Here is a 22,519-nt window from a genome sequence, read left to right on the forward strand (position 1 = left end):
GCCTTCGGCCCCGAGATGAAGTTGCTCGGCAGCCATTCCACCGGGGCCGCCAGTTCGAAGCCGGTCATCCGCGTCAGCACCTGGCGCAGCATGGCGTCGATCTCGATCCGGGCGATGTGCTGGCCCAGGCAGCCGTGAGGGCCGGTGCCGAAGGCGATGTGCGGGTTCTCAGCGCGGCTCAGGTCCAGCACGTCCGGATGCTCGAACACCGCCGGGTCGCGGTTGGCGGCGCCGAAGTACATCACCACCTTGTCGCCCGCCTTGATCTTGGCCCCGCCGAGCTCGGCGTCGTGCTTGGCGGTGCGGCGCATGTAGATCACCGGGCTGGTCCAGCGCAGCAGCTCCTCGCGGGCGCTCGGCAGCCGCCCCTCGAGGTCCGCCATCAGCCAGGCGTACTGCTCAGGGTTCTCCATCAGCGCCAGCAGGCCGGCCGACAAGAGGTTGCGCGTCGTATCCCCGCCGGCGTCCACCAGCAGCATGAAAAACAGCAGGAACTCCATGTCCTCCAGCCGCCGCCCGTCGACCTCGCAGGCCAGCAGCTTGCTGGCCAGGTCGTCGCCCGGCCGCGCCCGTTTCTCGGCGATCACCTTGCCGCCGTACTCGAACATCTTCGCCACCGCCTGTCCGGCGGCGCCGGGCGGCAACGCCTCGGGCGCGGTGTGGATGATCTCGGTCAGCTTGTAGAGCTCGCGCCCGTCCTCGAGCGGCAGGCCCATCAGCTCGGCGATCACGAACGACGGCATCTCACCAGCCACCTCGTCCACGAAATCGCATGAGCCCTTCTCGATCACCGCATCGACGATCTGCTTGGCCAGCTGCGCGATCCGCTCGCCCCGCAGGCGCGCGGCCGGTTCGGTGAACTCCGAGCGGATGAGTTTCCGGAACCCGGTGTGTTCCGGCGGATCCATCATCAGCATCATCTTGTGGGGCCCGAACGACCCGGCGTCGGCCAGCGGGTCGTTGATCATGATGGTGGGCTCGGACGAATAGGTCTGGAAGTCGCGGTCCACCGCCCAGACGTCGGCGTGCCGTGTCACCGCCCAGAAGCCCCTGCCGCCCGGCTCGTCGTGCCACGCGACCGGCGCGTTGCTGCGCAGCCAGTCGAACTGCCGGTGCGGCTGCCCGCCCGCGAAGCTCTCCGGCGACAGGAGATCGATCTTCATCGGCGCATCCTCCGGCTCTCGCGCCGGATTGGACGCGCCTGACCGCGGGTCATGCAAGCGGCAGGGCCGTGCGCCGCACCGCTGGTTAGGACCATCTTTGCATCTGGCGTGCGACGGTCGGGGGGCCATGGCCGCCCCTGACCGCACCATCCGTAGCCTGATCTCGCTGGAGCGGTCCGCCTCCACGGCGCGCGTGCTGAATCTCGTCGCCACTCACCGGAAGGTGGCGGAGGATCCCACGCTGGCGGAAAGGCCGTTCTTCCAGAACCGGCTCCTCAATCGCGGCATCATCGTCAAGCACCGAGTCCGCCCGTCCGAGCGCGCGATGTTCGCCAAGCCCGTCGCCACCGCCACCAAGATCATGGTGCCGATGGACGGCTCCGACCTGCGCTGCGGCGCCCGCTTCCTGATGATGGGCCAGCGCGACTTCGAGGCGGCGGCCGACCAGATGTTCGGCGATCTCGTGGGCCCCAACACGCCGGACCGCCAGATCCTGGAGTTGATCGACGAACTGCCGTCGCTGGACCCGTTCCTGCTGCGCGAGCACCTCAAGCGCCATGGCTTCGAGCCGGCGCGGGCCTATTTCGCCATCACCGACGCCGATATCCAGCGGATGTACGAGTTCGTCCGCCAGGAGGTCATGGCCCTGGTCACCCTGTCCGCAGGCGAGAGCGGCGGCGCCATGGCGGCCTCGAAGCTGGTGGAGAAGCTGCTCTCGAATTCCATCGACGACAGTTTCGGCCCCCTGAAGGAGGTCCTGCGGCTCAGCGACAAGGACTACCAGGACGGCGTCTTCTGCTGGCGCGGCTTCCTCTACTACAAGTGGGTGCTCGCCGAGCTCACGCCGCAACTGGGCCAGGTCCTGGTGGAGCTCGCAACGATCCGGCCGCGGGGTCCGAACACCCCTGACACGAGCCGCTACCTGCCGTCCGCCCGCACCCGCGTCGAGGGTCTGGTCACCCGGGCGGTCGCGGGCGTGAACGAGATGCTGGCCGTCTACGACAAGGCTTTCCGCTCTCTGACGGTCGACGGCCAGCCGGTGGCGTTCCGCGATTTCCTGCTCTCCGCGCCGGCGATGTTCATGGCGCTCGGCGAGCAGACGGGCGCGGTCCAGCACATCCTCAGCTTCTGGCGCTATCGCTTTCCGAGTGGCCGCCAGACTCCGGCCGACCCTGAGGAGCTGATGGACATCTTCCTCGACTTCGAGGATGGCCTGGCGTTCCTGAACGAGCTTGCGCCGGCCGCCGCCGCGCCGCAGAAGGTCGCCTGATAGAAAGACGGCCCCAGCCCGGTTGCGGTGGGCTGAGGCCGTCCGGCGCCCGGCCGGGGATGTAGGGGCCGGGGCCGTTTCTTAGTAGGTGCGGATCGGGCCGCGGCGCATGTCGCGCACGTCGCGCGTCAGCACGTCTAGCTTGGCCATGATCGCCTGCTCATCGCGCGGCCGCAGGTCGCCGCCGCGGTTGCGCAACGCCCGGGCCTCGCGGTTGATGCTTTCCAGGCGGCGCAGCGCCTGGCCGCCCTCGGCGCGTGTCAGGGTGCCATCGTCCAGGCCGCGGCGAATGCGTTCGTCGAGCCACGTCTGGCGCCCGGCGACGTCACTGGGCGCGTTGGAGCGGCCGCTCCGGTAGCTTGAGTTGTCGACGCGGATCCAGCGCCCCTGGGTGTCGTAGTAGCCGGTGACCTGCTCAGCGTGCCAGCGACCGTTCTCGTAGTAGCCGGGCTGCACGTCGGTGACGCGGGCCGAGGTCGCGCCGGGGATCCAGCGGCCGCGCGCATCGTAACGACCGGTCGAGGGGCCCGCCACCCAGCGGCCGGAGGTGTTGTAGTGGCCGCCGGCCGAGCCGGCGATCCAGCGCCCGCCATTGTCGTAGTATCCGTTGGCCGAAGCCGGGACCCAGCGGTTGCCGCTGTCGTAGTAGCCGGCTGCTGCGGACTCGTCGGTCACCCGCACCCAGCGGCCGCCCTCGTCGTAGTGGCCGTTCGGCGCACCGTCGACCCATTCGCCCTGGCGGTCGTAGTAGCCCTGCGCGTTGGCGCGGCTGACGTTGGAGGCGTGCCAGGCGCCGGCGTTGTCGTAGTAACCATAGGCCCGGGTGCAATCGCCACGGCCCTTGGTCAGCTGGTTGCCGGCCACCGCGCCGCCGATGCCGCCGATCACTGCGCCGGTGTTGCGGTCCCCGTGCCCGGCGATGACGCTGCCCAGCAGCGCGCCGATGCCTGCTCCGGCGACGGTGCCGACCACCCGGTTGGTAGCGCGTTGCTCGCAGTTCGCCTGGGCAAGCGCGAAGGTGGGCATTAGGGCCGCAACGGCGACGCCGGCGACCAGTGATCGAATTCGCATGAAGTGAGGTTCCTGGAAGTGGGGCTTACCCGTTCCTACCACTCCAACGGCCTAGCTACGTTTTCGTTCCAAGTTGTCCTGCCGATACCAAATATTCGGTGTCGGATATATTTAACCATGCAGATGATTTATTTCGGATTTCCTGAATCTGGGCATCAGCATGATTGCGACCTCAGCCCGGTTTCCCGGACTGAGGCCGCATCGGCTCCGTAGGCCAGGTACGCAGGCCGGGGCGCCGAGCCGCCTATGTAGGCGTCGAATTCGGCAAACAAGCGCCAGCGTCCCGATCCGGGCCGCAAAATCTGGCACGCCTCTTGAAGCCCACGGGCCAGGAGCCGTTCTGCAATCCCATCGCGGGACGCCTCCCCCGCCAACAGAACTCAGGCCGGACGGCTTCCCTCCAGTTTCCGTCCGGTCTTTTTCTTCGGCCGCAGCAGCCGCCAACGCCCGATGCGTTTCGCCTCCCTCCGGTTGGGAGAGAGGCAGGGCCGCGCGATCAGTGTCCCTTGGCGGGATTGATCAGATACTTCTCGCCGGTGGCCTTCTTATTGTAGGCGGCGATCACGTCGGGCTTCAGCGCCTCCTCCAAGGAGATTTCGGCGGTGTAGTGGCTGGCGAAGGTCGTCTTCAGCTCGTCGATCACCCGCTGGCGCAGCTTCTGGCTGGCCTCCGGGCCGACCTTCGCCAGGAAGGGCGGCAGCAGCCAGCCGCCCAGGCCCCAGGTGAACCCGAAGGCGCGGTTCAGTTCGGTCGGCCCCGTGTCGAGACCGCCGTAGATGTAGACCTGCTTGTAGGTGTTCGAGCCGTAGCGGTTGTACGTGCCGCCCTTGCCCGCCTGCGCCTGTTCCATGGCGCTGAGGATCTGGCTGGCCAGCTTGCCGCCGCCGATGGCGTCGAAGCCAAGGGTCGCGTTGGTGGCCGTCAGCGCCGCCACCAGGTCCTCCATGAACGACGGCGAGGTCGAGTCCACCACGTACTTCGCGCCGATGTCCTTCAGGATCTTCGCCTGCTCGGCGCTGCGGACGATGTTCACCAGGTCCACGCCGTCCTTCAGGCAGATCTTCTGCAGCATCTGGCCCAGGTTCGAGGCGGCCGCGGTGTGGACCAGCGCGGTGTGCCCCTCCAGCCGCATGGTCTCCACGAAGCCCAGCGCGGTCAGCGGGTTGACGAAGCACGAGGCGCCGTCCGCGGCGCTGGCGTCCGCCGGCAGCACCAGCACGTCGCCGGCGTTGACCGTCCGGTACTGGGCGTAGGTCGCCCCGCCGAACATCGCCACCCGCTTGCCCACCATGGCCTGGGCCGCCGCGCCGGGGCCGGCGGCGATCACCGTTCCGGCGCCCTCGTTGCCCACCGGCAGCGCGTGGCCAACGCGCGCCGCCATGGCCCGCATCATCTGGGGCGGCACCTTTGCGGTCACCTTGCCGCCGGCCGCCTTCAGCGTCGAGACATCCGCCGGGCCCACCAGCAGCCCCAGGTCGGACGGGTTGATCGGCGCGGCCTCGATCTGCACCAGGATCTCGTCGCCGCTGGGCGCCGCCACCGGCGTCTCGTCGAGTGACAGCTCCAGCTGCCCGTCGGCCGTGATGAGCGAGCGCAGCTGTAGTCCGCTCGAAGGGATGTTGGACATGGCTCGAGGCCTCCCGCCTGTTTCTTGTCGTCAGCCTTCGGACATGGCGGCTTCGCGCGTCCACGGCAAGGGCGGGTAGAACGTCACGCCGCCATGTGCGTGCTGGCGTCCCCGAGGGTAAGCGCAGGTAAGACAGCGCCAGGACCGACAACAATCCAGGGAGGGAACCCATGAAGGACTTCAACGGCAAGATCGCCGTCGTCACCGGCGGCGGCACGGGCATGGGCCGCGAACTGGTCCGCCAGCTCGTGGCGCAAGGCGCTCACGTGGCGATGTGCGACCTGTTCGCCGACGCCATGGCCGAGACCGTGCGCCTCGCCGACGCCGACGGCCGGCCCCAGGGCGTGCGCATCACCAGCCACATCGCCGACGTCGGCGACGAGGAGCAGATGAACCGCTTCGCCGCCGAGGTGGCGCGCGACCACGGCGTCGAGCACATCAACCTGCTGATCAACAACGCCGGCATCGGCGGCGGCGGCAGCTTCGTGCTGGCCGACCGGGCCGAGTGGGACCGGGTGTTCAACATCTGCTGGTTCGGCGTCTACTACTCGTGCCGGGCGTTCCTGCCGGCGCTGCTGAAGTCGGACGAGGGGCACATCGTCAATACCTCCAGCGCCAACGGCTTCTGGGCGGCGCTGATGCCCGGCGTCTCGCACACGGCCTACAGCGCGGCGAAGTTCGCCGTGAAGGGCTTCACCGAGGCGCTGGTCACCGACTTCCGCAACTATGCGCCGCACCTCAAGGCCTCGGTGGTGATGCCGGGCGGCGTGGGCACCCCCATCGGCATCAACTCGCGCCGGGTGCTCTCGGGCGACGAGCTGACCGATGCGGCGCGCGAGCGGATCCGCGGGCAGTTGAAGATGTTCGGCACGAAGGACGTGGAGGCGCTGGACGACGCGGCGCTGGAAGCCGCCGAGAAGGAGTTCGTGAAGCGCTTCGAGACCATGGCCTCGACCACCGCCACCCGGGCCGCGACCATCATCCTTGACGGGGTGAAGGACGAGCGCTGGCGGATCCTGGTGGGCGACGACGTGACCCGACTGGACCGTCGCGTGCGCGCCGACCCGGAGCGGGCCTACGAGCCGAACTTCGAGGCCTACGCGCCGGATTGACCCGCGCTACCGGCGCGGCCCTCGTTGGGCCGCGCCGGAGGGGGTCGCAAGGATCAGTCGCGCCGCAGTTCCAGGCCTTCCAGCTCGCCGGTCGCCCGCCATTCGGCCAGGATCTCGTTGAACCGGTTGATGCCCGGCGTGAAGGTCTGGCCGTTCAGCCCGCCCGAACGCTCGCCGCCCTCGTTGTTGTAGTAGCCGGGGGTGCAGGCGTTCTGGAAGTCGCGGTTCAGCACCGCCACCGAGCGGATCACCTCCACCCAGGCCTCCTCGGCCGCCTCGGTCGGCTCCACCGTCAGCGCCTGGCGGGCCCTGGCTTCCTTGATGATGTAGGCGATGTGCTGGGCCTGGTCGTCGAACATGGCGGTCATGTTTACGGACAGGCCGTTCTGCCCGACGCCGATGTAGAACCAGTTGGGGAAGTTGCGGCTGGAGTGGCCGTGCAGGGTGCGGAAGCCGTCCTTGTAGTAGTCGTACAGCGACAGCCCGTCGCGGCCGGTGATCTCGAACCCGATCCGGCGCTTGAACGCCGTCGAGATCTCGAAGCCCGAGGCGTAGATGATGCAGTCGACGGGATATTCGACCCCGTTGGCCACCACGCCGGTCTTGGTGATCCGCTCGACGCCCTTGGCCTCGCTCACATCCACCAGGGTCACGTTCGGCCGGTTGAAGGTCGGCAGGAACTCGTCGTTGAAGGTCGGCCGCTTGCAGAACTGGCGGTACCAGGGCTTCAGCGCCTCGGCCGCGTCGGGGTTCTTCACCGTCTCGTCCACCCGGGCGCGGATCTTGTTCATCTTCATGAAGTCGCCCAGTTCCGCGTACCGCCCCGCCGCTTCCGGCGTCAGCGTCTCGCCCCGCGCGACGGCGTCCTTCACGCCGGCGGCCAGGCTGCGGAAGATGTCGGTCCAGCCGTCGTTGACCAGGTCCTCGTCGAAGGGCTTGCCCTCGAGCACCGCGGCGAAGTTGTGCCGCCGCGCCCGCTGCCAGCCGGGCTCAAGCGTCTTGGCCCAGTCCTCGTCGGTGGGCTTGTTGCCACGCAGGTCGACCGAGGACGGGGTGCGCTGGAAGACGTAGAGGTGCTCGGCGTACTGCCCCACGTAGGGCACGCACTGGATCGCCGTCGCCCCGGTGCCGATGATCGCCACCTTCTTGTCGGCGAGCTTGGTCAGCCCCCCGGTGGTGTCGCCGCCGGTGTAGTCATAGTCCCAGCGGCTGGTGTGGAAGCTGTGGCCCTCGAACGTCTCGATCCCCGGAATGCCCGGCAGCTTCGCGCGGCTGGCGGTGCCCAGCGCCATGATCACGAAGCGGGCCTTCATGTCGTCGCCGCGGTTGGTGGCGATCCGCCACCGCTTCAGGCCCTCGTCCCAGCGCAGCGAGTTCACCCGCGTCTGGAAGCAGGCCTGGTCGTAGAGGCTGTGGGCCTTCCCCACCCGCTGGGAGTGCTCGAAGATCTCGCTGGAGTAGGAGTACTTCTCCTTCGGGATGTAGCCGAGCTCCTCGAGCAGCGGCAGGTAGCAGTAGCTCTCGATGTCGCACTGGGCGCCCGGATAGCGGTTCCAGTACCAGGTGCCGCCGAAGTCGCCCCCGGCCTCGATGATCCGGAAGTCGTCGACGCCGGCCTCGCGCAGCCGCGCCGCCGCCAGGAGGCCCGAGAAGCCTCCGCCGATGATCGCCACCTCGACCTCGTCGTTCAGCGGCGCGCGGGTGAAGTTCGGGTCGGCGTAGGGATCGTCCTCGGCGTAGTGGGCGAACTCGCCGGCCAGCTCGACGTACTGCGCCTCGCCGTCCTCCCGCAGGCGCTTGTCCCGCTCCAGCCGGTATTTCTCGCGCAGGGCGTCGGGGTCGAAGTCGAGGGTCTGGTTTCCACCGACCGGGCTGGCATCGTCCATTCGCGTCTCCCCGCGGATTTTTATAGCGCACTCCAAGTTAGCGGCCCTCCCCCGCGTTACGCAAGCGCCCAGGCGCGGCAGGCGCGCGCGAACCGGCTGGCATTCCTTAATCTTCCAGGTTGTAGAGCTGGCTCGTATTTCGCGTGGTCGAGGCAAAATGGCGTCACGGAACGAACTTCAGGAGGACGCGCAGCCGATCGACCCGCCGCCGGTCGGCCTGGCGGACCGCGCGATCCTCGTGGTCGAGGACCACCCTGCCCATCGCCAGATGACCCAGGCCGTCCTCACGGCGCTCGGTCATCAGGTGACCATGGTCGAGGACGGGCTCGCCGCCGTCGAGGCCGCCAGCGCCGCGGCTTTCGACGTGATCGTCATGGACCGCAATATGCCCCGCTGCGGAGGCGACGAGGCGGTCCGCGCCATCCGCGCCCAGCCCGGGCCGTCGCGCCACGCGATCATCATCTGTCACTCGACCGACCTTCCGGCCGGCGACGCCGCGGCGCTCTACGACGACGTCCTGGAGAAGCCCGCGACCGTCCCGGTTGTTCGTGCGCTGCTGGAGCGCGTCCGCGCCCGCCTGGACGTCGTCCCCGCGTCCGCGCCCGCCGCCGCGTCGCGCGGCTGACCCGCCCGCGCTCAGTCCCTGTGGGGCGCGCAGTCGAACCCCTCGACCTCGCCGTCCGCCAGCAGCGCCTGCACCAGGGCGTCGGCCGCGTCCTCGCGATAGCCCTCCACGGTGGCGGCGAAAGCCACGATGCCGGCCTCGGCGGACTGACTGATGCCGATGGGCTTGAGGCTATGGCTGGCCAGCAACGCGCGGAACCCGGCGGGCGTCTGGCCTGAGTCACGGCGGTAGCGCACCTTGATCTCGGCGTACCGACGCCGGGGCAGCAACGCCTCCGCCAGGGTGAGGGCGGCCAGCACCACCACCGCGGCTATCGTTCCGCCGATCGCCAGGCCGTAGAATCCCACGCCGAACAGGATCCCCAGCGCCGAGGTCATCCATAGCGACGCCGCCGTGGTCAGCCCCCGCACGTTGAACCCCTCGCGGAAGATCACCCCGCCACAGAGGAACCCGATCCCTGTCAGGATGCCGTGGGCCATGCGCACCGGGTCGATCCGGATCAGCTCACGCGGCGTATCGCTCAGCCAGCGGATCTGGTGCACCGCCGCCAGCATCAGGACGGCCGAGGCGAGGCAGACCAGGATGTGCGTGCGGAACCCCGCCGGGCTCGCCCGATACTCCCGCTCCATGCCGATGACGGCCCCCGCCACGACGGCGCCGACGATCGGCCACAGCAGGTCGATGTCCACCAGGTCCATCATCGTCGCCACGCAGTCGGAATGGCGCCGCAGGGCGGGAAGTTCCGCTTTCCGGCTCGCCACTGGCCAACCACATCGGGCCGACCCTAGGCCCGGCGCCAAATTCACTCGATATCTTCCGCTCATCCCGGCGAGAGCCTGGGATCTCCGCTCACCAACACTGTCATCCCGGCCGCAGCGAAGCGGAGAGCCGGGACCCAGGCGCCACCGCACAGCCTGAACCCCTGGGTCCCGGCTCTACAGCCCGCACGCGGGCTTCCGGCCGGGATGACAGTGCGTCTTGTTGGCGTCCCTCCGTTGCCCATCGACCGTCGCACCGCCGCGCCCTCGCCGCCGCTGCGCCCTCATCGCCGCGCGTCGCGCCATCGTCCTGGCGGCGGCGGGTGCCAGGGCGCGTCCTCCGGCGTTATCCGTTCCAGGCGTCCGGTCTCCTCGTTGGGCTCCAGCGCCACCACCCGGTGCCACCCGTCCTCCCGCTCCTCCACCTTGTAGTGCTTGACCACCAGGGTGACCTCCTGCGGCTCGGCTGCGCCCTCCGCTTCGACCGCCAGCGGCTTCTTCGGCCCCCAGTTGCGCGGCGCCATGTGTCCCATCATCCAGCGCAGTTGCGTCAGCCGCACCGCCGTCAGGTGCGCCGTCCCGGGCGTCGCCTCCCGGGCCAGCTCCCAGCCCTCGTCACAGAACCGCTCGGCCTGCACCTCGCGCGCCACCCGCATCGCCTCGGCGAACTCCGGAAACGTGCGACGCCACAGGTATACCGTCGAGAAGCACGGCATCGCCGGGTCACGGCAGATCCCGGTGACGCTCTCGCCCTCGCAGATCCGGCGGAAGATCTCCTGCGCCGTCGCCGGGCAATAGGTCGAACCCGACCCGCCCTGGCCCATGTGCCCGCTCTCCAGCCGCGCCCGGGTCAGCCGCTCGGCGAACTTCGGCCGTGTCCTGGCCCACAGCGCCACCCCGCCGCGCCCCGGCATCGCCGGGTCCCGGTGGATCGACGCCTGGCTCTCGCCGCTCGCCACCCGCGCCAGGAAGGCGCGCACCACGTCGCGCGAATACCGCACAGGCCGCCTGCGCCCGCCCGCCGTCGCGGGGAGGTTCTCTGAGGTCATGCAGATGCCCCTTGGATCGAACGAAGAAGGGAAGGGCGCCGGCCACGCTCTCGCGAAGGGAGGGGCCGCCACCCGAGGGGTCTGGCGAGGCCCTCCGCCCCGAGCCGCACCCCTGACGCCTATCTGAAACCTACTAAAAACGCGCGAGCCCGTCAAGAACAAAACGGAAACAAATTGTCTTGTTGGCCCGCCGAGGCGGAAGATCCGGGGCTCCTCTCCCAGGCGCGCAGCGCCGTGGGAGAGGTCGGGAGAGGGCGGCGCGGCGGACGGACCGCCGCGAGCATTGGACCCGCTCGCACCTCACGCGGCCGGAAGCCGACCCGCGGCCCGTGACGAGCTAGCACCGGGCCGCCTCTTCAGCACTGACGCCGCGCAGGGTGCGCGCCGCGCTTACTTCGGTGAGGAAGACTCGCGCTTGAGGCGCCAGCGCCAGAACTGACGCAGATCAAAGAGCTGAGACGCAGCGGGAACGAACCCGGTCCAAGGCGTGAAGGCGGGGCGATCAGGTCTCCCCAATCGCCCCTACGCCAAACCTAAGCCCCGAAGGGTCCGGCAGGGCGCTGGGACATTTGTACAGCGTACGCCAGCACCGTCGCATCCGTGCTGATACGTAGTGGGACGTTCGGTCGCCCATTTTGCAGAGTATATAATCGCCTCGGCATCGGCCGCCTCATGGCACTTATGCACACGTCGCGCGCGCGGGCCCCTACCGACCCGGCGTGCCGGCTCCTCCGGTCCCCGCCTTCCTGGCTTCCGCCTCCGCCGCCCGCGCCCCGGCCAGTATGCCCGGCAGCGCGTAGTTCCCCTCGTGGCAGGCGTATTCGTAGACTGGGCCCTTGGACGGGCTGAACTCGTACTCGCCGCTCCAGGGACCGGTCCAGACGCTGGGATCCTCGACCTTGAACTCGTAGCGCAGGCGCTTGTCGCCGACGCGGGTGAAGCGTTCGGTGACCTTCATCTTGGGCGAGCCGCCGAACATCTGCTGGTGCGGGTGATAGTTGGTGGTCTCGACCACCAGGGTCTCGCCGTCCCAATGGCCGATCGAGTCGCCGTACCAGACGTTGTTCGGGCCGTGCTTGCCATTGAGGCGGATCACGCGGGCGTCGTGGATCATCTCCACCACGATGACCACCGCGTCGGTGCCCTGCGCGATCTGGTAGTTCGAGTTGTAGAACGACGGCAGCATCACCGGGCCGGCGTGGTTGCCGAAGGAGGTGATGCAGCGCTCGCCCAGGGTCTGGTTCTCGGGGTTCTCGCCGGCCACGCCATAGACGCCGCGACGGGGCGGGGGCGCGCCCCCGTTCACCCGGGCCGGCATGCGGCCGTTGCCGGGCGAGGTGATGAGCGAGGTGCGCGGCTCACCGTTCACCCGCATGACCGTGTCGCCGTGGTCGGTCCAGAAGGCGTTGTAGCCGCAGTCGGCGGTCGCCCCGCCCGAGAGCGTGTTGCCCGCGTAGCAAGGCTCCTTCTCGAAGTCCGCGTCGTCCTTCGTGGGCGCGAGGCTCTTGGCGATGACCTCGGCGCGGCGCCCCTCGGCGGCCGCCACCTCGTCGGCCGTCATCGCGCGGCGCTCGCCGATGCGGGCCGGCCGCTCCAGCGGCGTCAGGGTTGCGTTGGTCCAGGTCCCCTCCAGGCTGGGCTGGTCGCCCACCGCCCGCGGCGCGCGGTAGGCCTGTGCGGAGGCCGCAGCGGGCAGGAGGAGGACCGCGACGGCGGCGAGGGCAAGTGACTTGAAGGTCATGACGCCGAGCTCCTTGGGACCGAGGCTGGAGTCCGATGATGAAGCCCGGACCTCTCTCAGTCCAGCTAGTGCGGCTGGGGTCCGTACCCTATTTTCGATCGGCGACAGCCTGGCGCTTGCAACCCGCCAATCCCGTCATCCCGGCCGAAGCGAAGCGGAGAGCCGGGACCCAGGGGCGGTGCGCACGGCTTATCGGTCCCTGTTCTGCAGCCCGATATGGACGTCCGGCCGCGAGGACACGCACTGCTATTCAGGGAACTCAGGCGCTATCACCGCGTCCACTCCGGCTGCCCGATCCCGTCCAGTCGCGCGTTGCGCCCATGCACCGCCACTTCGCGGAACTGCCAGAGCCACGCCGCAGTCGGCGCGTTTATCCAACTGCCATTGACGCGCATCTGAAGGATCGGCTCGCCGCCGCCCTCGCGCGGCAGCCGGCGCGGGGCTTCCGGGTGGTCGAGCTCGGTGAGCGCGATGCGCCAGGCCGCGTGCACCTCGAGCGGGTCCGGCGTGAGGCGCAGCACCTTGTCCGACCAGAACACCACCGGCGTCACCCGATGGCCGCCCAGGGTCACGAAATCGTCCAGCAACCCCATGACCGCCGCGCGCGGCAGGCGGACGCCCAGTTCCTCCTTCAGTTCCCGCGCCGCGGCGTCCACCGCGTCCTCGCCGGCCTCGAAGTTGCCGCCGGGCAGGGCGTAGTTGCCGGCGTTGCGCCGCAGGGTCATCGCCCGGCGCGTCAGGAGGAACGTGGCCTTGCTGCGATACGGCGAGACCACGATCGCCACCGCCGCCAGCCTGCGACCCTCCGACGTGGCCTCCCGGCGCTCGAACGCCGCCAGGTTCGCGGCCATCTGCGTGCGGAGTTCGGGGCCGTGGGGTGTCAACATGGATCCAGCTATAACAGACGCCCGATTCCCGCTGCGGAAGCCCCGATGATGCCCCGCCTGATCTCGACCCTGCCCTTGGCCCTCGCGCTAGGCGCGTGTGCCATGACGCCATCCGCCCCGGCGCCGAGCCCGGTCGCCTACAGTGGCACGCCGCAGGAACAGTGGGTCCAGGGCCAGCAGGCGTTTCTCGCCTGGTCGGGCGCGCGGCGCGGCTGGACCACGACGGCCAGCGGGTTGCAGTATCGCCGCATCAAGGCCGCCCCAGCGTCCGCGCCCCGGCCTGAGCCCGGGGCGGTGGTCACCATCCACTACGTGGGCCGCTTCATCGACGGGCGCGAGTTCGACTCGTCCCGCGCCCGCGGAGAGCCGGCGACCTTCCCGCTGGATCAGCTCATCAAGGGCTGGCAGGAAGGCGTCCCGATGATGCGGGTGGGCGAGGTCTGGGCATTCGTCATTCCGTCCGACATCGGCTACGGCGACCGCAACCGGCCCCCCATCCCGCCTGGCAGCACCCTGGTCTTCGAGATCGAACTCCTCGCCATCCCGGGCGACGCCTGAGCGCGCAGGCGGCGCATACGAAGGCGGCGCTCCCTGCCCGGACGCGCCGCCGCCTGGTTTGCTGTTCCGACCTGTCGAAGGCCTAGCTGACCGGTGAGATCAGGGGCGCCTCGGTGGCAGGGGCGGCCGGGGTCTCGACCGGCGGGGTCTCCGGCATTGGAGCCGGGGCGGCTTGAACGGGCGCCGGGGCCGCCGGGGCGATCGGGGCCGGAGCGGCCGAGGGGTTCAGCGTATTATAGGGCTGAGGCGCGTCGGGCAGGACGGCGGCGGCGCTGACGTTGGTCCCGCTCTCGGTCGCGCTGGCGGCGGGCGCCGCGGCGGCGGGACGGACGCGGGGGGCCTGGGCGACCTGAAGCGGTTCGTTCCGGACCGGCGCGGCGATACGGCGTTCCGGCAGGGTGTTGGTCGATTGTGCGACCTCCGCGGGTCCCTGGGCGGCCACGATGGGAGCGGCGGCGACCTCGCTGGTGGTCACTTGGCCGGGGGCCAGTTCGGGAACGCCGTCACGGGGCGCCATGGCGTACCAGCCGCCCACCGCGACCAGGGCCACGGCCGCCACGCCGCCGGCGATCAGAGCAGCCGAGGGCCCCGCGTTGCCCGTCCGGGCGGTGCGGGCCGCAGCGGGATGGCGCGCGGCGGCCATCGGCTCGCTGGCGGCCAGGGTGGAGTGGGTCGTGGTCGCGCCGGTCCCGGCCGCGAAGGGTCGGTCGACCGGCCTGTCCAGGATCATGGCGGGCTCTTCGGCCGCGAAGCTGCGCGGCTCGGCGGCGACACGGTCCGGCGACAGGCCATCGGGGGCCAGACGGTCGGAGGCCATGGGCGCCGGCCCTGGCTCGGCCATCGGCGCCTGGGCGGTCATCGGCGCGGTGGTCTTGCGACCGCCGAGCATGCTCTTCTTCTTGCGCGAGCGCTCCCAGACGGGGTTGGCTGCGAACAGGGGCGCGTCGCTATTCGGGGTGATTGTCGGTTCTCTGCCTTGGAAGTCGGTGGACATGTGATCCCTCCAGGATACGTCGAAGGCTTCAAACGGGGCTGTGACCATCCGGTTCCCGTCCTGAGCTACACCATACCCATCGAAATCTTACAGTCACGCTGGTCATTACTGTCCGCAAGATACGAATGCTGACGCATTGCGCGCCGCTTCATGCCGCACCACTGACACATTTTGATTAGTCAAGGCCTGCTTGACAATCGATCTGTCAAGTATAACTTGACGACAAGTCGCTGACGCGGAGACCAAGATGTCTGATGCCCCACCTCGTGATCCCAAGGCCGAAGCCCGCGCCCGCAAGAAGGCCGAGAAGGTCATGGGCCTGAAGCTGCCGAAGACGTTGCACTGTTCATTCTGCGGGAAGTCGCAGCACAAGGTGAAGGCGCTGATCGCCGGCCCCGGGCCGTTCATCTGCGACGAGTGCGTCGGCCTCTGTAACCGGGTGCTGGAGGGCCAGCCCGCGACGGGCCCGGAGTACTCGGGGTTCAAGCCGCTCGAGCAGCCGACCGACGAGCTCCTGGAGTTCCTGCCCTTCGTCAGCTTCGCGACCGACTCCAGCCGCAACCTGCTCCAGACGGTGGTCGACACCCTGCGCAAGCGCGAGGTCAGCTGGGCCGCCATCGCCGAGAAGCTGGACGTCTCGCGACAGGCGGCCTGGGAGCGTTTCTCCTAACGGCTTAGCTTGCCGTTCCCCGCGGCGCTCGCCAAGCTGGCTGCGCCACGGGAGACGGGAATGCGGCTCGAAGCCAGGCTCAAGCGCGACTGGCGCTTCTGGAAGGGACTCAACCGTACGTTGAAACGGGTGAAGTCGATCGCCCGCGACTCGCCCAATCTGATCTGCGACGACCTGCAAGCCGCCGTCGAAGAGCATCGCACCCGTCCCGCCGTGACCTTCGAAGGTCGAACGCTGAGCTACGGCGAGCTGGACGGCATGGCCAACCGCTACGCCCACTGGGCCAAGGGCCTGAACCTGCGCCGCGGCCAGACGGTGGCGCTCTTCATGCCCAACCGGATGGAATACTTCGCCATCTGGTACGGGCTGTCGAAGGTCGGCGTGGTCACGGCCCTGATCAACAACCACCTCGCCGGCCAGCAACTGGCCCACTGCCTGGCCATCTCGGGCGCCCACCACGTGATCGTCGACGCCGAGACTTCGCCGGCGTTCGAGCAGGCCAAGCCGCTGATCGAGCGCCAGCTGCAACAGTGGGTGCTGGGCCCGGCCCACGGCGACCAGCGCGACCTGGGCCAAGCCCTGAAGAGCTGCAGCCAGCTACCGCCGGACCGCTCGGTGCGCGACGACATGGTCGCAGCCGACCCGGCGTTGCTGATCTACACCTCGGGCACCACCGGCATGCCCAAGGCCGCCCGCATCACCCACATGCGCGCCCAGCTCTACATGCGCGGCTTTGCCGGCGCGACAGGGGCGACGAAGGCCGATCGCATCTACATCGCCTTGCCGCTCTACCACGCCACAGGCGGCCTGTGCGCCATCGGCGCGGCGCTGCTGAACGGCGGTTCGGTGGTGCTGAAGCGGCGGTTCTCGGCGTCCCATTTCTGGGCCGACATCGTGGCCGAGGGCTGCACGATGTTCGTCTACATCGGCGAACTCTGCCGCTACCTTGTGAACAGTCCGCCGGATGATGACGAGACCAGGCACAAGATCCGGCTGGCCTTCGGCAACGGCCTGCGTCCCGACGTCTGGCCGGCCCTCAAGACCCGCTTCCGCATACCGGAGATCCTGGAGTTCTACGGCTCCACCGAGGGCAACGTCAGCCTGTTCAACTTTGACGGCCGGGAGGGCTCGATCGGCCGGGTTCCGAAATGGATGCGCAAGCGGGTCAACATGCGCCTGGTGCAGTACGACGTGGAAGCCGAGACCGTGGTGCGCGGCCCCGACGGCCTTTGCATCGAGTGCGGCCCGGGCCAGGTTGGCGAGTGCATCGGCGAGATCAACAACGCCGACGCCCGCACCGACTACACCGGCTACCTGGACAAGGCCGCCTCGGAAAAGAAGGTGCTGCATGACGTCTTCGGCCGCGGCGACGCCTGGTTCGCCACCGGGGATCTGATGAAGCAGGACGTCGAGGGCTATTTCTACTTCGTCGATCGCATTGGCGACACCTTCCGATGGAAGGGCGAGAACGTTTCCACCAACGAGGTGGCCGAGCGCCTGCAAGCCTTCGCCGGCGTGGATCAGGTCACGGTCTACGGCGTTGAGGTGGCGGGCGCCGACGGCCGCGCCGGCATGGCCGCCATCGTCCCCGACGGCGCATTCGACGCCGAGGCCTTTGGGCAGCACGTGGCCCGCGAGCTGCCGCCCTACGCCCAGCCGCTGTTCGTGCGGCTGCTGCCGGCGCTGGACGCCACCGGCACCTTCAAGGTCCGCAAGCTCGACCTGGTCGCCGACGGATACGACCCCTCCAGGATCAAGGGAGCCCTGTTCTTCCACGACCCCAAGCGGGGGTACGTGAAGCTCACCAAGTCGGTGTTCGACCGCATAGCCACGGGCGCCGTGAAGATCTGAGGGAGGGCCGCGCTTTGCCTTAGCCGCCGAAGCGCTTGGTGAACCGCAGGCCGACCTTGCGGGGCGGCAGGACGTTCACGCCGGTACGGACGAACACCGTACGGCCGGTATCGTCCTGCAGCCCCGCCTGGTTGAACCAGGGGTTCTTGACCCCGCCGACCTCGACGAACTTGTCGAAGAGGTTCTCGGCATAGAGGGTCACCCGCCAATCGCCTTCCTCGCTGCTGAGCGTCGCCGACACATCGTGCAGGGAGAAGTCGTCGAACTTCGGGAAGCCCCCGCGGCTGCCGACGGAATACAGTATGTCGCCTACGTAGCGGCCCTGATAGCGGAACTCGAGGTCCAGTCCGTCGGAGAGGGGCTGGGTGTAGGTCACCTGCACCGCGCCCTGGTGCCGGGGCGAACCGGAGAGACGGTCGCCATCGAAGGCTCCGACCAGGGTGTTTACGAACGGGTTGCCCTGCGGATTGGTGGCGGGGTCGGGAATGGTCCGGACGAAGTCCGGCGCGTCGGCGGTGAGCTTGGCGTCCGTGTACGAATAGCTGGCGCTCACAGTCAGCCGCTCGGTGGCCCGGAAGTTGGCGTCCAGCTCGAAGCCCTTCGTCTCCGCGCCATCGCCGTTGCGGGTGATAGTTCCGCCGCCGATCAGCGTAGCTGAGAGCAGCTGCGGGCCCTTCCATTCGATGAAGTAGACGGCGCCGTTCAGCGTCAGGCGGCCGTCCAACCACTGGGTCTTGGCCCCTAGCTCGTAGTTGATCGTCTCGTCAGGTTGGAAGGCGATCTCGTCCGGCATGGCGCAGACGTTCTGGAAGTTGCCAAGCGGGACGGGGCAGGCGGCGATGCCGTTGCCGCCGCCGATCCGGTAGCCTTCCGAGTACGTGAAGTAGACCAGCTTGTCCTCGCCCAGCTTGTAGGACGTGTTGAACTTGAAGAGGAAGCCGTCGGCCTTCTGGCCGTCGTCTTCGAAGGTCAGGACAACGGAGTTGGGGTCACGTCCATTGAACACCGTCTCCAGCAGGGGCAGGTCCACGGCGGAGGAGGTCTTCAGCTTGTAGTCGTAGTAGCGGACGCCGCCGGTGATCTGCCATGCGTCGGTGATCTGGTAGCTGACCTCTCCGTAGCCGGCGAGCTGCTTGAGATCCTGTGTGCCCGGCGCAAAATACTCCAGCGAGTCCGGACGCAGCTGCCCGCCGCCGAGGTTGTTGACGGCATAGAGGTCGAAGCCAGGCGTGAACTCCTTGGAGAACGCTTCGGAGTCCAGCTTCGAATAGAAGCCGCCGACGATCCAGCTGAGCGGTCCGTCCGTCTTCGAGACCAGCCGCACTTCCTGGGTCCAGGTCTCATCGTCCTGGTCCTCGAGGGTGAGGGCGGTGAAGCTCGGAAACAGCTCGTAGCCGTAGGCGAAGCCCACCAGGAGGTTGGTCTGGTCGCGCTGGCCGCGCTCCTTGTACCGGGCGTAGCCGGTCGCCGACGTCAGCTCGGCGAAGCCGAGGTCGGCGGTGATCTCCAGCGCCAGAAGGCCGTTCTCGCGCGTGTTGGGCTCCAGGACGCGCAGCGGCGAGACATAGCGGTCGGTCATGATCGCGCTGGCGTGGCCGCTGATGGTCCGGCCTTCGGAGCGCTGCTTCTGGTAGTAGTAGGTGAGGTTGACGTCGAACTGCGTAGTCGGCTGCCAGCGCACCCCGAGCCGGCCCGAGACCGTCTGTTCGCCGTTGCGGTCCTTCTTCGGCGTAATGCCGGGGCCGGTCAGGATGTTGGGGTTGGTGATGCCCGGCTGGGCGACCACGTAGTCGTAGTCGATGAAGCCGGAGTCCTTCAGGAAGTCGAGAGAGGCGCGGACCGCCACGGTGTCGCCGATCGGGAAGTTGCCGGTGGCGCCGTAGTCGTAGCTGAAGCTGCTGGCCTCATCGTACTTGTAGCCGTCGCCGCGGATCTCGAAGGAGCCCACGCCCAGGCGCGGCCGCCGGGGGATGTAGCGGATCGCGCCGCCCATCGTGCCGGCGCCGTAGAGAGTTCCTTGCGGGCCCTTGAGGAATTCCACCCGCTCCATGTCGTTGAGCTTGAGGTCGATGTAGATCGGGATTTCGCCGAGATAGGTGGAGACGATGTCGCCACCGTTGTTGCCGATGACGTCCGTCTGCCCGATGGCGTCGACGTTCAGGCCGCGGAAGGTGATCCGGTCGGAGGTGCGTCCGCCCTGGTCGACCAGGTAGACGCCGGGCACGAACGCGGCGATTTCGGCCAGGTCGGTGGCGCCCTGCCGCTCGATCTCCAGGCCGCCGACCGCGGAGATGTTGATCGGCACGTCCTGCACGCTGGCCTCGCGCCGCGTGGCGGTGACGATGACCTCGCCGACGTCGGTGACCGCCGCCTGCGCCAAGGCTCCCCCCGGGGCCGCCAGGGCGATGACGCTGATGGAGGCCAGCAGCGCGCGGCGATGATGTGTTGGGAATCCTGACATGCTGCGACCCCTCTTCCAGTCCCTAGGTTGACCACTGGTCTTCCGGAAGATGGGGCCATACAAGCGACAATCCGCAAGCAGCTTCGCTGTCGCGGCGGGTGGCGCGATATTGAGCAGGCCGGGCCTGTTGCAAAAATGAACCACGTTGGGCGAGCGCTGGTCGATGCGGAGGCCCTGTTGGCCCGCAAAGCCTACCGGGAGGCGCATGCCCTCTGCCTGGAGGTCCTGCGGGCCGATTCGCAGGTTGCGGGGGCGTGGTTCCTGCTGGGCGTGCTGGCGGCGGACTACGACAACCACGGCCGCGCCGCCGAGCTGTTCGAGAAGGCAATCGCCCTGGCCCCGGCCGACCCGCGGCCCCGGGCGCATCTGGCGCGCAGCCTGATCGCGCTGAACGCGCAGGCCGACGCCGTCGCGGCAGCCGAGGCGGCGGCGGCCCTGGCGCCGCGGGACCCGCTCACCCTGGATACACTGGGCGTGGTATTCAGCCGGGCAGGGCTGCACGCGCGCGCCGTCCCGCTCTTCGAGGCCGCGACCGGCGCCGATCCGCGCAACGCCAGCTTCCAGTTCAACCTGGCGGCCTCGCGGCAGTTCGCGGGCGACTTCGCGGGCGCCGAGGCGGCCTATGCCGCGGCCGTGGCGCTGGATCCGGGGCTGCACCGGGCCTGGTCGGCGCGCGTGACGCTGGCGCGCCAGACGCCGGAGCGGAACTTCCTGGGCGAGCTCACCGCCCTTATGGACCAGCGCTCGGACGACCCGGACCGGGCGCTGCACCTGGGCCATGCGCTGGCCAAGACCTGCGAGGACCTGGGCGACCACGAAGCGGCGCTGGATTGGCTGACGCGGGCCAAGGCCGCCAAGCGCGCGGCGGTGGGGTACTCAAGCGCGGTGGACGCGGCGCTGTTCGCCGCCGCCGCCGGCACCTTCCGCGCCGGCGACCCGGCGCTGGGCGACCCCTCCGAGGCGCCGATCTTCGTCGTCGGCCTGCCGCGGACCGGCACGACGCTGGTCGATCGCATCCTCTCCAGCCACGCGGACGTGGCCTCGGTGGGCGAGCTGATCGATTTCGGCCTGGCGGTGAAGCGGGCGGCGGCAACGCCGTCCAATCTGGTGCTGGACCCGCAGACGCTGGAGGCGGCCCGCGACGCCGACCCGGCGGCGCTCGGCCGGGCCTACCTGGAGGCCGCCGGCCGGTTGGCCGGGCGCGCCCCGCGCTTTGTCGACAAGATGCCGCTGAACGTCCTCTACGCCGGGCTAATCCACCGGGCGCTGCCGAACGCGCGCATCGTCTGCCTGCGCCGCCACCCGATGGACGCGGCCCTGGCCAACTACCGCCAGCTCTTCGCCACCGGCGTCGCCTACTACGACTACGCCTACGGCCTGGAGGACGTCGGCCGCTATGTCGCGGGCTTCGAGGCCCTGGTCGCCCACTGGCGCGCGGTGCTGCCGCCCGACCGCTTCGCCGAGGTGGCCTATGAGGACATCGTGGCCGACCAGGAGGGCCAGACGCGCCGGCTGCTGGCCTTCTGCGGCCTGCCGTGGGACCCGGCCTGCCTGGCGTTCCACGAGAACGCCGCGCCGGTGGCCACCGCCAGCTCCGTTCAGGTCCGCCAGCCGCTCTACGCCTCGTCCGTCGGCCGCTGGCGCCGCTACGGCGCAGGGCTGGGCCCGCTCCGCCGCGCGCTGGAGGCGGGAGGGGTGGTGGTGGAGTAGGCCAATCGACGCCGGTAAGGGCCGTGGGGCGCGTCCGCGCCGATTCAAACGATCGCTTCGCGATCTGTCCCTCCCCTGGGATGGAAGGGAGGGCGCCTGCGCTTAGCTCTAGAACTGGAAGCGGGCCACGGCCTGGTTGCGGCTGATCAGTTCGGACTCGATGGCCCCGGCGCACATCCGCAGTTCGCGGCTCTCCTGCGGGTCACGGGCGTGCTCCACCAGGAGCGCCCACAGGGACTCGTGCATCGCGTGCAGGTCGGTCACCGACATCCGCTCGACCATGGCGGTGAGGTCGGCAGCCATGGCGTCAGGCGGGCGGCGCGGTTGGCGTGGGCGCGGAGGTGGGCGCGATGCCCGGCGCGTCGCGGTCGCGGCGGAACACTGGGCGCTCGCCGTCCCAGACCGCCACATGGTCGGCGCTGGCGTGGGCGTCGAGGAGCCGGCCTGCCACCGGATAGGCGGCGCTGTCGTACGGCGCCTCGTGCGCCTCGAAGGACGCCGAGAAGCCGTCCGCGTCGCACAGATGGAAGGTGTAGAGCGTCATGCCGCTTCTTCCGTCGGAGCCAGGGGCCGGCTCTCCTGGCAGAGCCGCTTGAGCTGGCGCGTGAGCGTCGGACCCTCGATCTGCCGCCAGTCGAGGCGTTCCTCCCTAATACGCCGGCGTATCTCGCTGACGGAGGCGTATTCTCCGGACCGGGCCAGCGCGAAGGCGCGCTCCAGGGGGGACGGAGGGGGCGAGGCCGGGTCGGCAAGGTTCGCGGCGGCGGCGGGTCGCATGGCGGGACGCGGGTCGGAGCTGGACATTCGCAGGATAGGCCGCGGTCGCGGGCGCCGCGTCAATCCGGCGGTTACTCAACAGGCGGGGGTGGCGGTGGTGCAGACGCGGAGACTTCGCTCACGCCGAAGTCGGTGGGGATGGCCGGTCGGCTCGACCTCACACGAGCAACCCTTGCTGCAACTTAACGTTGGTGGGGTCCGAGAAAGAGCAGTCCCGCGATGCCGCGTGCCTTCCCGCTCCTCCTTTGCCTTGCCCTAGGCGCCTGCGACCCAGCCCCCAACCCGCCCCAGGGCCAGCTGCGCAGAAAC

19 protein-coding genes and 1 pseudogene are annotated in these 22,519 nt (G+C 69.2%); 7 read left to right on the forward strand and 13 right to left on the reverse strand.

Annotation, left to right across the window (positions count from 1 at the left end; all coding sequences use genetic code 11):
- The coding region (locus tag QZV94_RS10260) for a cytochrome P450 (protein ID WP_293677731.1) at positions 1-1,163 on the reverse strand (1,163 nt) is incomplete at its 3' end.
- A 127-nt stretch (positions 1,164-1,290) separates the two neighbouring features.
- On the opposite strand from QZV94_RS10260, the gene QZV94_RS10265 reads away from it, so the two are divergent.
- The gene (locus QZV94_RS10265) at positions 1,291-2,433 is read left to right on the forward strand and encodes a hypothetical protein (RefSeq protein ID WP_293677732.1); all 1,143 of its coding nucleotides are present in this window, start codon (positions 1,291-1,293) and stop codon (positions 2,431-2,433) included.
- A gap of 81 nt (positions 2,434-2,514) precedes the next feature.
- Here the strand turns inward: QZV94_RS10265 and QZV94_RS10270 are convergent, their stop codons facing one another.
- Positions 2,515-3,504, reverse strand: coding sequence for a glycine zipper 2TM domain-containing protein (locus QZV94_RS10270; protein ID WP_293677733.1), 990 nt, complete (start codon positions 3,502-3,504; stop codon positions 2,515-2,517).
- A 496-nt stretch (positions 3,505-4,000) separates the two neighbouring features.
- Entirely contained in the window at positions 4,001-5,131 is a 1,131-nt protein-coding gene (locus QZV94_RS10275; RefSeq protein ID WP_293677734.1) for a zinc-binding dehydrogenase, read from the reverse strand.
- Positions 5,132-5,301: 170 nt separating this feature from the next.
- Between QZV94_RS10275 and QZV94_RS10280 the strand changes: the two genes are divergently transcribed.
- Positions 5,302-6,243 carry an SDR family oxidoreductase gene (locus QZV94_RS10280; RefSeq protein ID WP_293677735.1) on the forward strand — a complete coding sequence of 314 codons (942 nt, stop codon included), beginning with the start codon at positions 5,302-5,304 and terminating at the stop codon, positions 6,241-6,243.
- Between the two features lie 53 nt (positions 6,244-6,296).
- Here QZV94_RS10280 and QZV94_RS10285 read toward each other — a convergent pair whose 3' ends face one another.
- Positions 6,297-8,129 (reverse strand): NAD(P)/FAD-dependent oxidoreductase, encoded by a 1,833-nt coding sequence (locus QZV94_RS10285; RefSeq protein ID WP_293677736.1) that lies wholly within the window; start codon positions 8,127-8,129, stop codon positions 6,297-6,299.
- A 157-nt stretch (positions 8,130-8,286) separates the two neighbouring features.
- Between QZV94_RS10285 and QZV94_RS10290 the strand changes: the two genes are divergently transcribed.
- Positions 8,287-8,754, forward strand: coding sequence for a response regulator (locus QZV94_RS10290; protein WP_293677737.1), 468 nt, complete (start codon positions 8,287-8,289; stop codon positions 8,752-8,754).
- Positions 8,755-8,765: 11 nt separating this feature from the next.
- Here the strand turns inward: QZV94_RS10290 and QZV94_RS10295 are convergent, their stop codons facing one another.
- From QZV94_RS10295 to QZV94_RS10310, 4 genes are all read right to left on the reverse strand, one after another.
- On the reverse strand, positions 8,766-9,455 hold the full coding sequence (locus tag QZV94_RS10295; protein ID WP_293677753.1) for an MgtC/SapB family protein: 690 nt from the start codon (positions 9,453-9,455) through the stop codon (positions 8,766-8,768).
- 341 nt (positions 9,456-9,796) lie between these two features.
- Positions 9,797-10,561: a hypothetical protein gene (locus QZV94_RS10300; RefSeq protein WP_293677738.1), complete on the reverse strand. Its 765-nt coding sequence runs from the start codon at positions 10,559-10,561 to the stop codon at positions 9,797-9,799.
- A gap of 706 nt (positions 10,562-11,267) precedes the next feature.
- Positions 11,268-12,302, reverse strand: a complete 1,035-nt coding sequence (locus tag QZV94_RS10305) for a hypothetical protein (RefSeq protein WP_293677739.1) — start codon at positions 12,300-12,302, stop codon at positions 11,268-11,270.
- 269 nt (positions 12,303-12,571) lie between these two features.
- Positions 12,572-13,189 (reverse strand): CoA pyrophosphatase, encoded by a 618-nt coding sequence (locus QZV94_RS10310; protein ID WP_293677740.1) that lies wholly within the window; start codon positions 13,187-13,189, stop codon positions 12,572-12,574.
- A 102-nt stretch (positions 13,190-13,291) separates the two neighbouring features.
- Between QZV94_RS10310 and QZV94_RS10315 the strand changes: the two genes are divergently transcribed.
- Positions 13,292-13,747: an FKBP-type peptidyl-prolyl cis-trans isomerase gene (locus QZV94_RS10315; protein ID WP_293677741.1), complete on the forward strand. Its 456-nt coding sequence runs from the start codon at positions 13,292-13,294 to the stop codon at positions 13,745-13,747.
- Positions 13,748-13,829: 82 nt separating this feature from the next.
- Here the strand turns inward: QZV94_RS10315 and QZV94_RS10320 are convergent, their stop codons facing one another.
- Positions 13,830-14,741 (reverse strand): hypothetical protein, encoded by a 912-nt coding sequence (locus QZV94_RS10320; protein ID WP_293677742.1) that lies wholly within the window; start codon positions 14,739-14,741, stop codon positions 13,830-13,832.
- Positions 14,742-15,054: 313 nt separating this feature from the next.
- On the opposite strand from QZV94_RS10320, the pseudogene QZV94_RS25145 reads away from it, so the two are divergent.
- A pseudogene (locus QZV94_RS25145) lies at positions 15,055-15,186 on the forward strand (ClpX C4-type zinc finger protein); the annotation flags it as partial.
- A 285-nt stretch (positions 15,187-15,471) separates the two neighbouring features.
- Positions 15,472-17,262 (forward strand): long-chain-acyl-CoA synthetase, encoded by a 1,791-nt coding sequence (locus QZV94_RS10330; protein ID WP_293677746.1) that lies wholly within the window; start codon positions 15,472-15,474, stop codon positions 17,260-17,262.
- A 19-nt stretch (positions 17,263-17,281) separates the two neighbouring features.
- On the opposite strand, the gene QZV94_RS10335 is transcribed toward QZV94_RS10330, so the two are convergent.
- Complete coding sequence (locus QZV94_RS10335; protein WP_293677748.1) at positions 17,282-19,723, reverse strand: TonB-dependent receptor; 2,442 nt, start codon at positions 19,721-19,723, stop codon at positions 17,282-17,284.
- Positions 19,724-19,900: 177 nt separating this feature from the next.
- Here QZV94_RS10335 and QZV94_RS10340 point away from each other — a divergent pair, with 177 nt between their 5' ends.
- On the forward strand, positions 19,901-21,433 hold the full coding sequence (locus QZV94_RS10340) for a tetratricopeptide repeat-containing sulfotransferase family protein (RefSeq protein ID WP_293677749.1): 1,533 nt from the start codon (positions 19,901-19,903) through the stop codon (positions 21,431-21,433).
- 108 nt (positions 21,434-21,541) lie between these two features.
- On the opposite strand, the gene QZV94_RS10345 is transcribed toward QZV94_RS10340, so the two are convergent.
- From QZV94_RS10345 to QZV94_RS10355, 3 genes are read right to left on the reverse strand one after another with little or no spacing between them, the layout of a single operon-like run.
- Positions 21,542-21,736 carry a hypothetical protein gene (locus QZV94_RS10345; protein WP_293677750.1) on the reverse strand — a complete coding sequence of 65 codons (195 nt, stop codon included), beginning with the start codon at positions 21,734-21,736 and terminating at the stop codon, positions 21,542-21,544.
- Between the two features lie 4 nt (positions 21,737-21,740).
- Positions 21,741-21,977 carry a hypothetical protein gene (locus tag QZV94_RS10350; RefSeq protein WP_293677751.1) on the reverse strand — a complete coding sequence of 79 codons (237 nt, stop codon included), beginning with the start codon at positions 21,975-21,977 and terminating at the stop codon, positions 21,741-21,743.
- Entirely contained in the window at positions 21,974-22,237 is a 264-nt protein-coding gene (locus QZV94_RS10355; protein ID WP_293677752.1) for a hypothetical protein, read from the reverse strand. The genes QZV94_RS10350 and QZV94_RS10355 overlap by 4 nt, the downstream gene beginning before the upstream one ends.
- Positions 22,238-22,519: the final 282 nt, after the last annotated feature.

This window comes from uncultured Phenylobacterium sp. (genome assembly GCF_902826855.1).
In the GTDB taxonomy this organism is placed as follows: Bacteria; Pseudomonadota; Alphaproteobacteria; order Caulobacterales; family Caulobacteraceae; genus Phenylobacterium.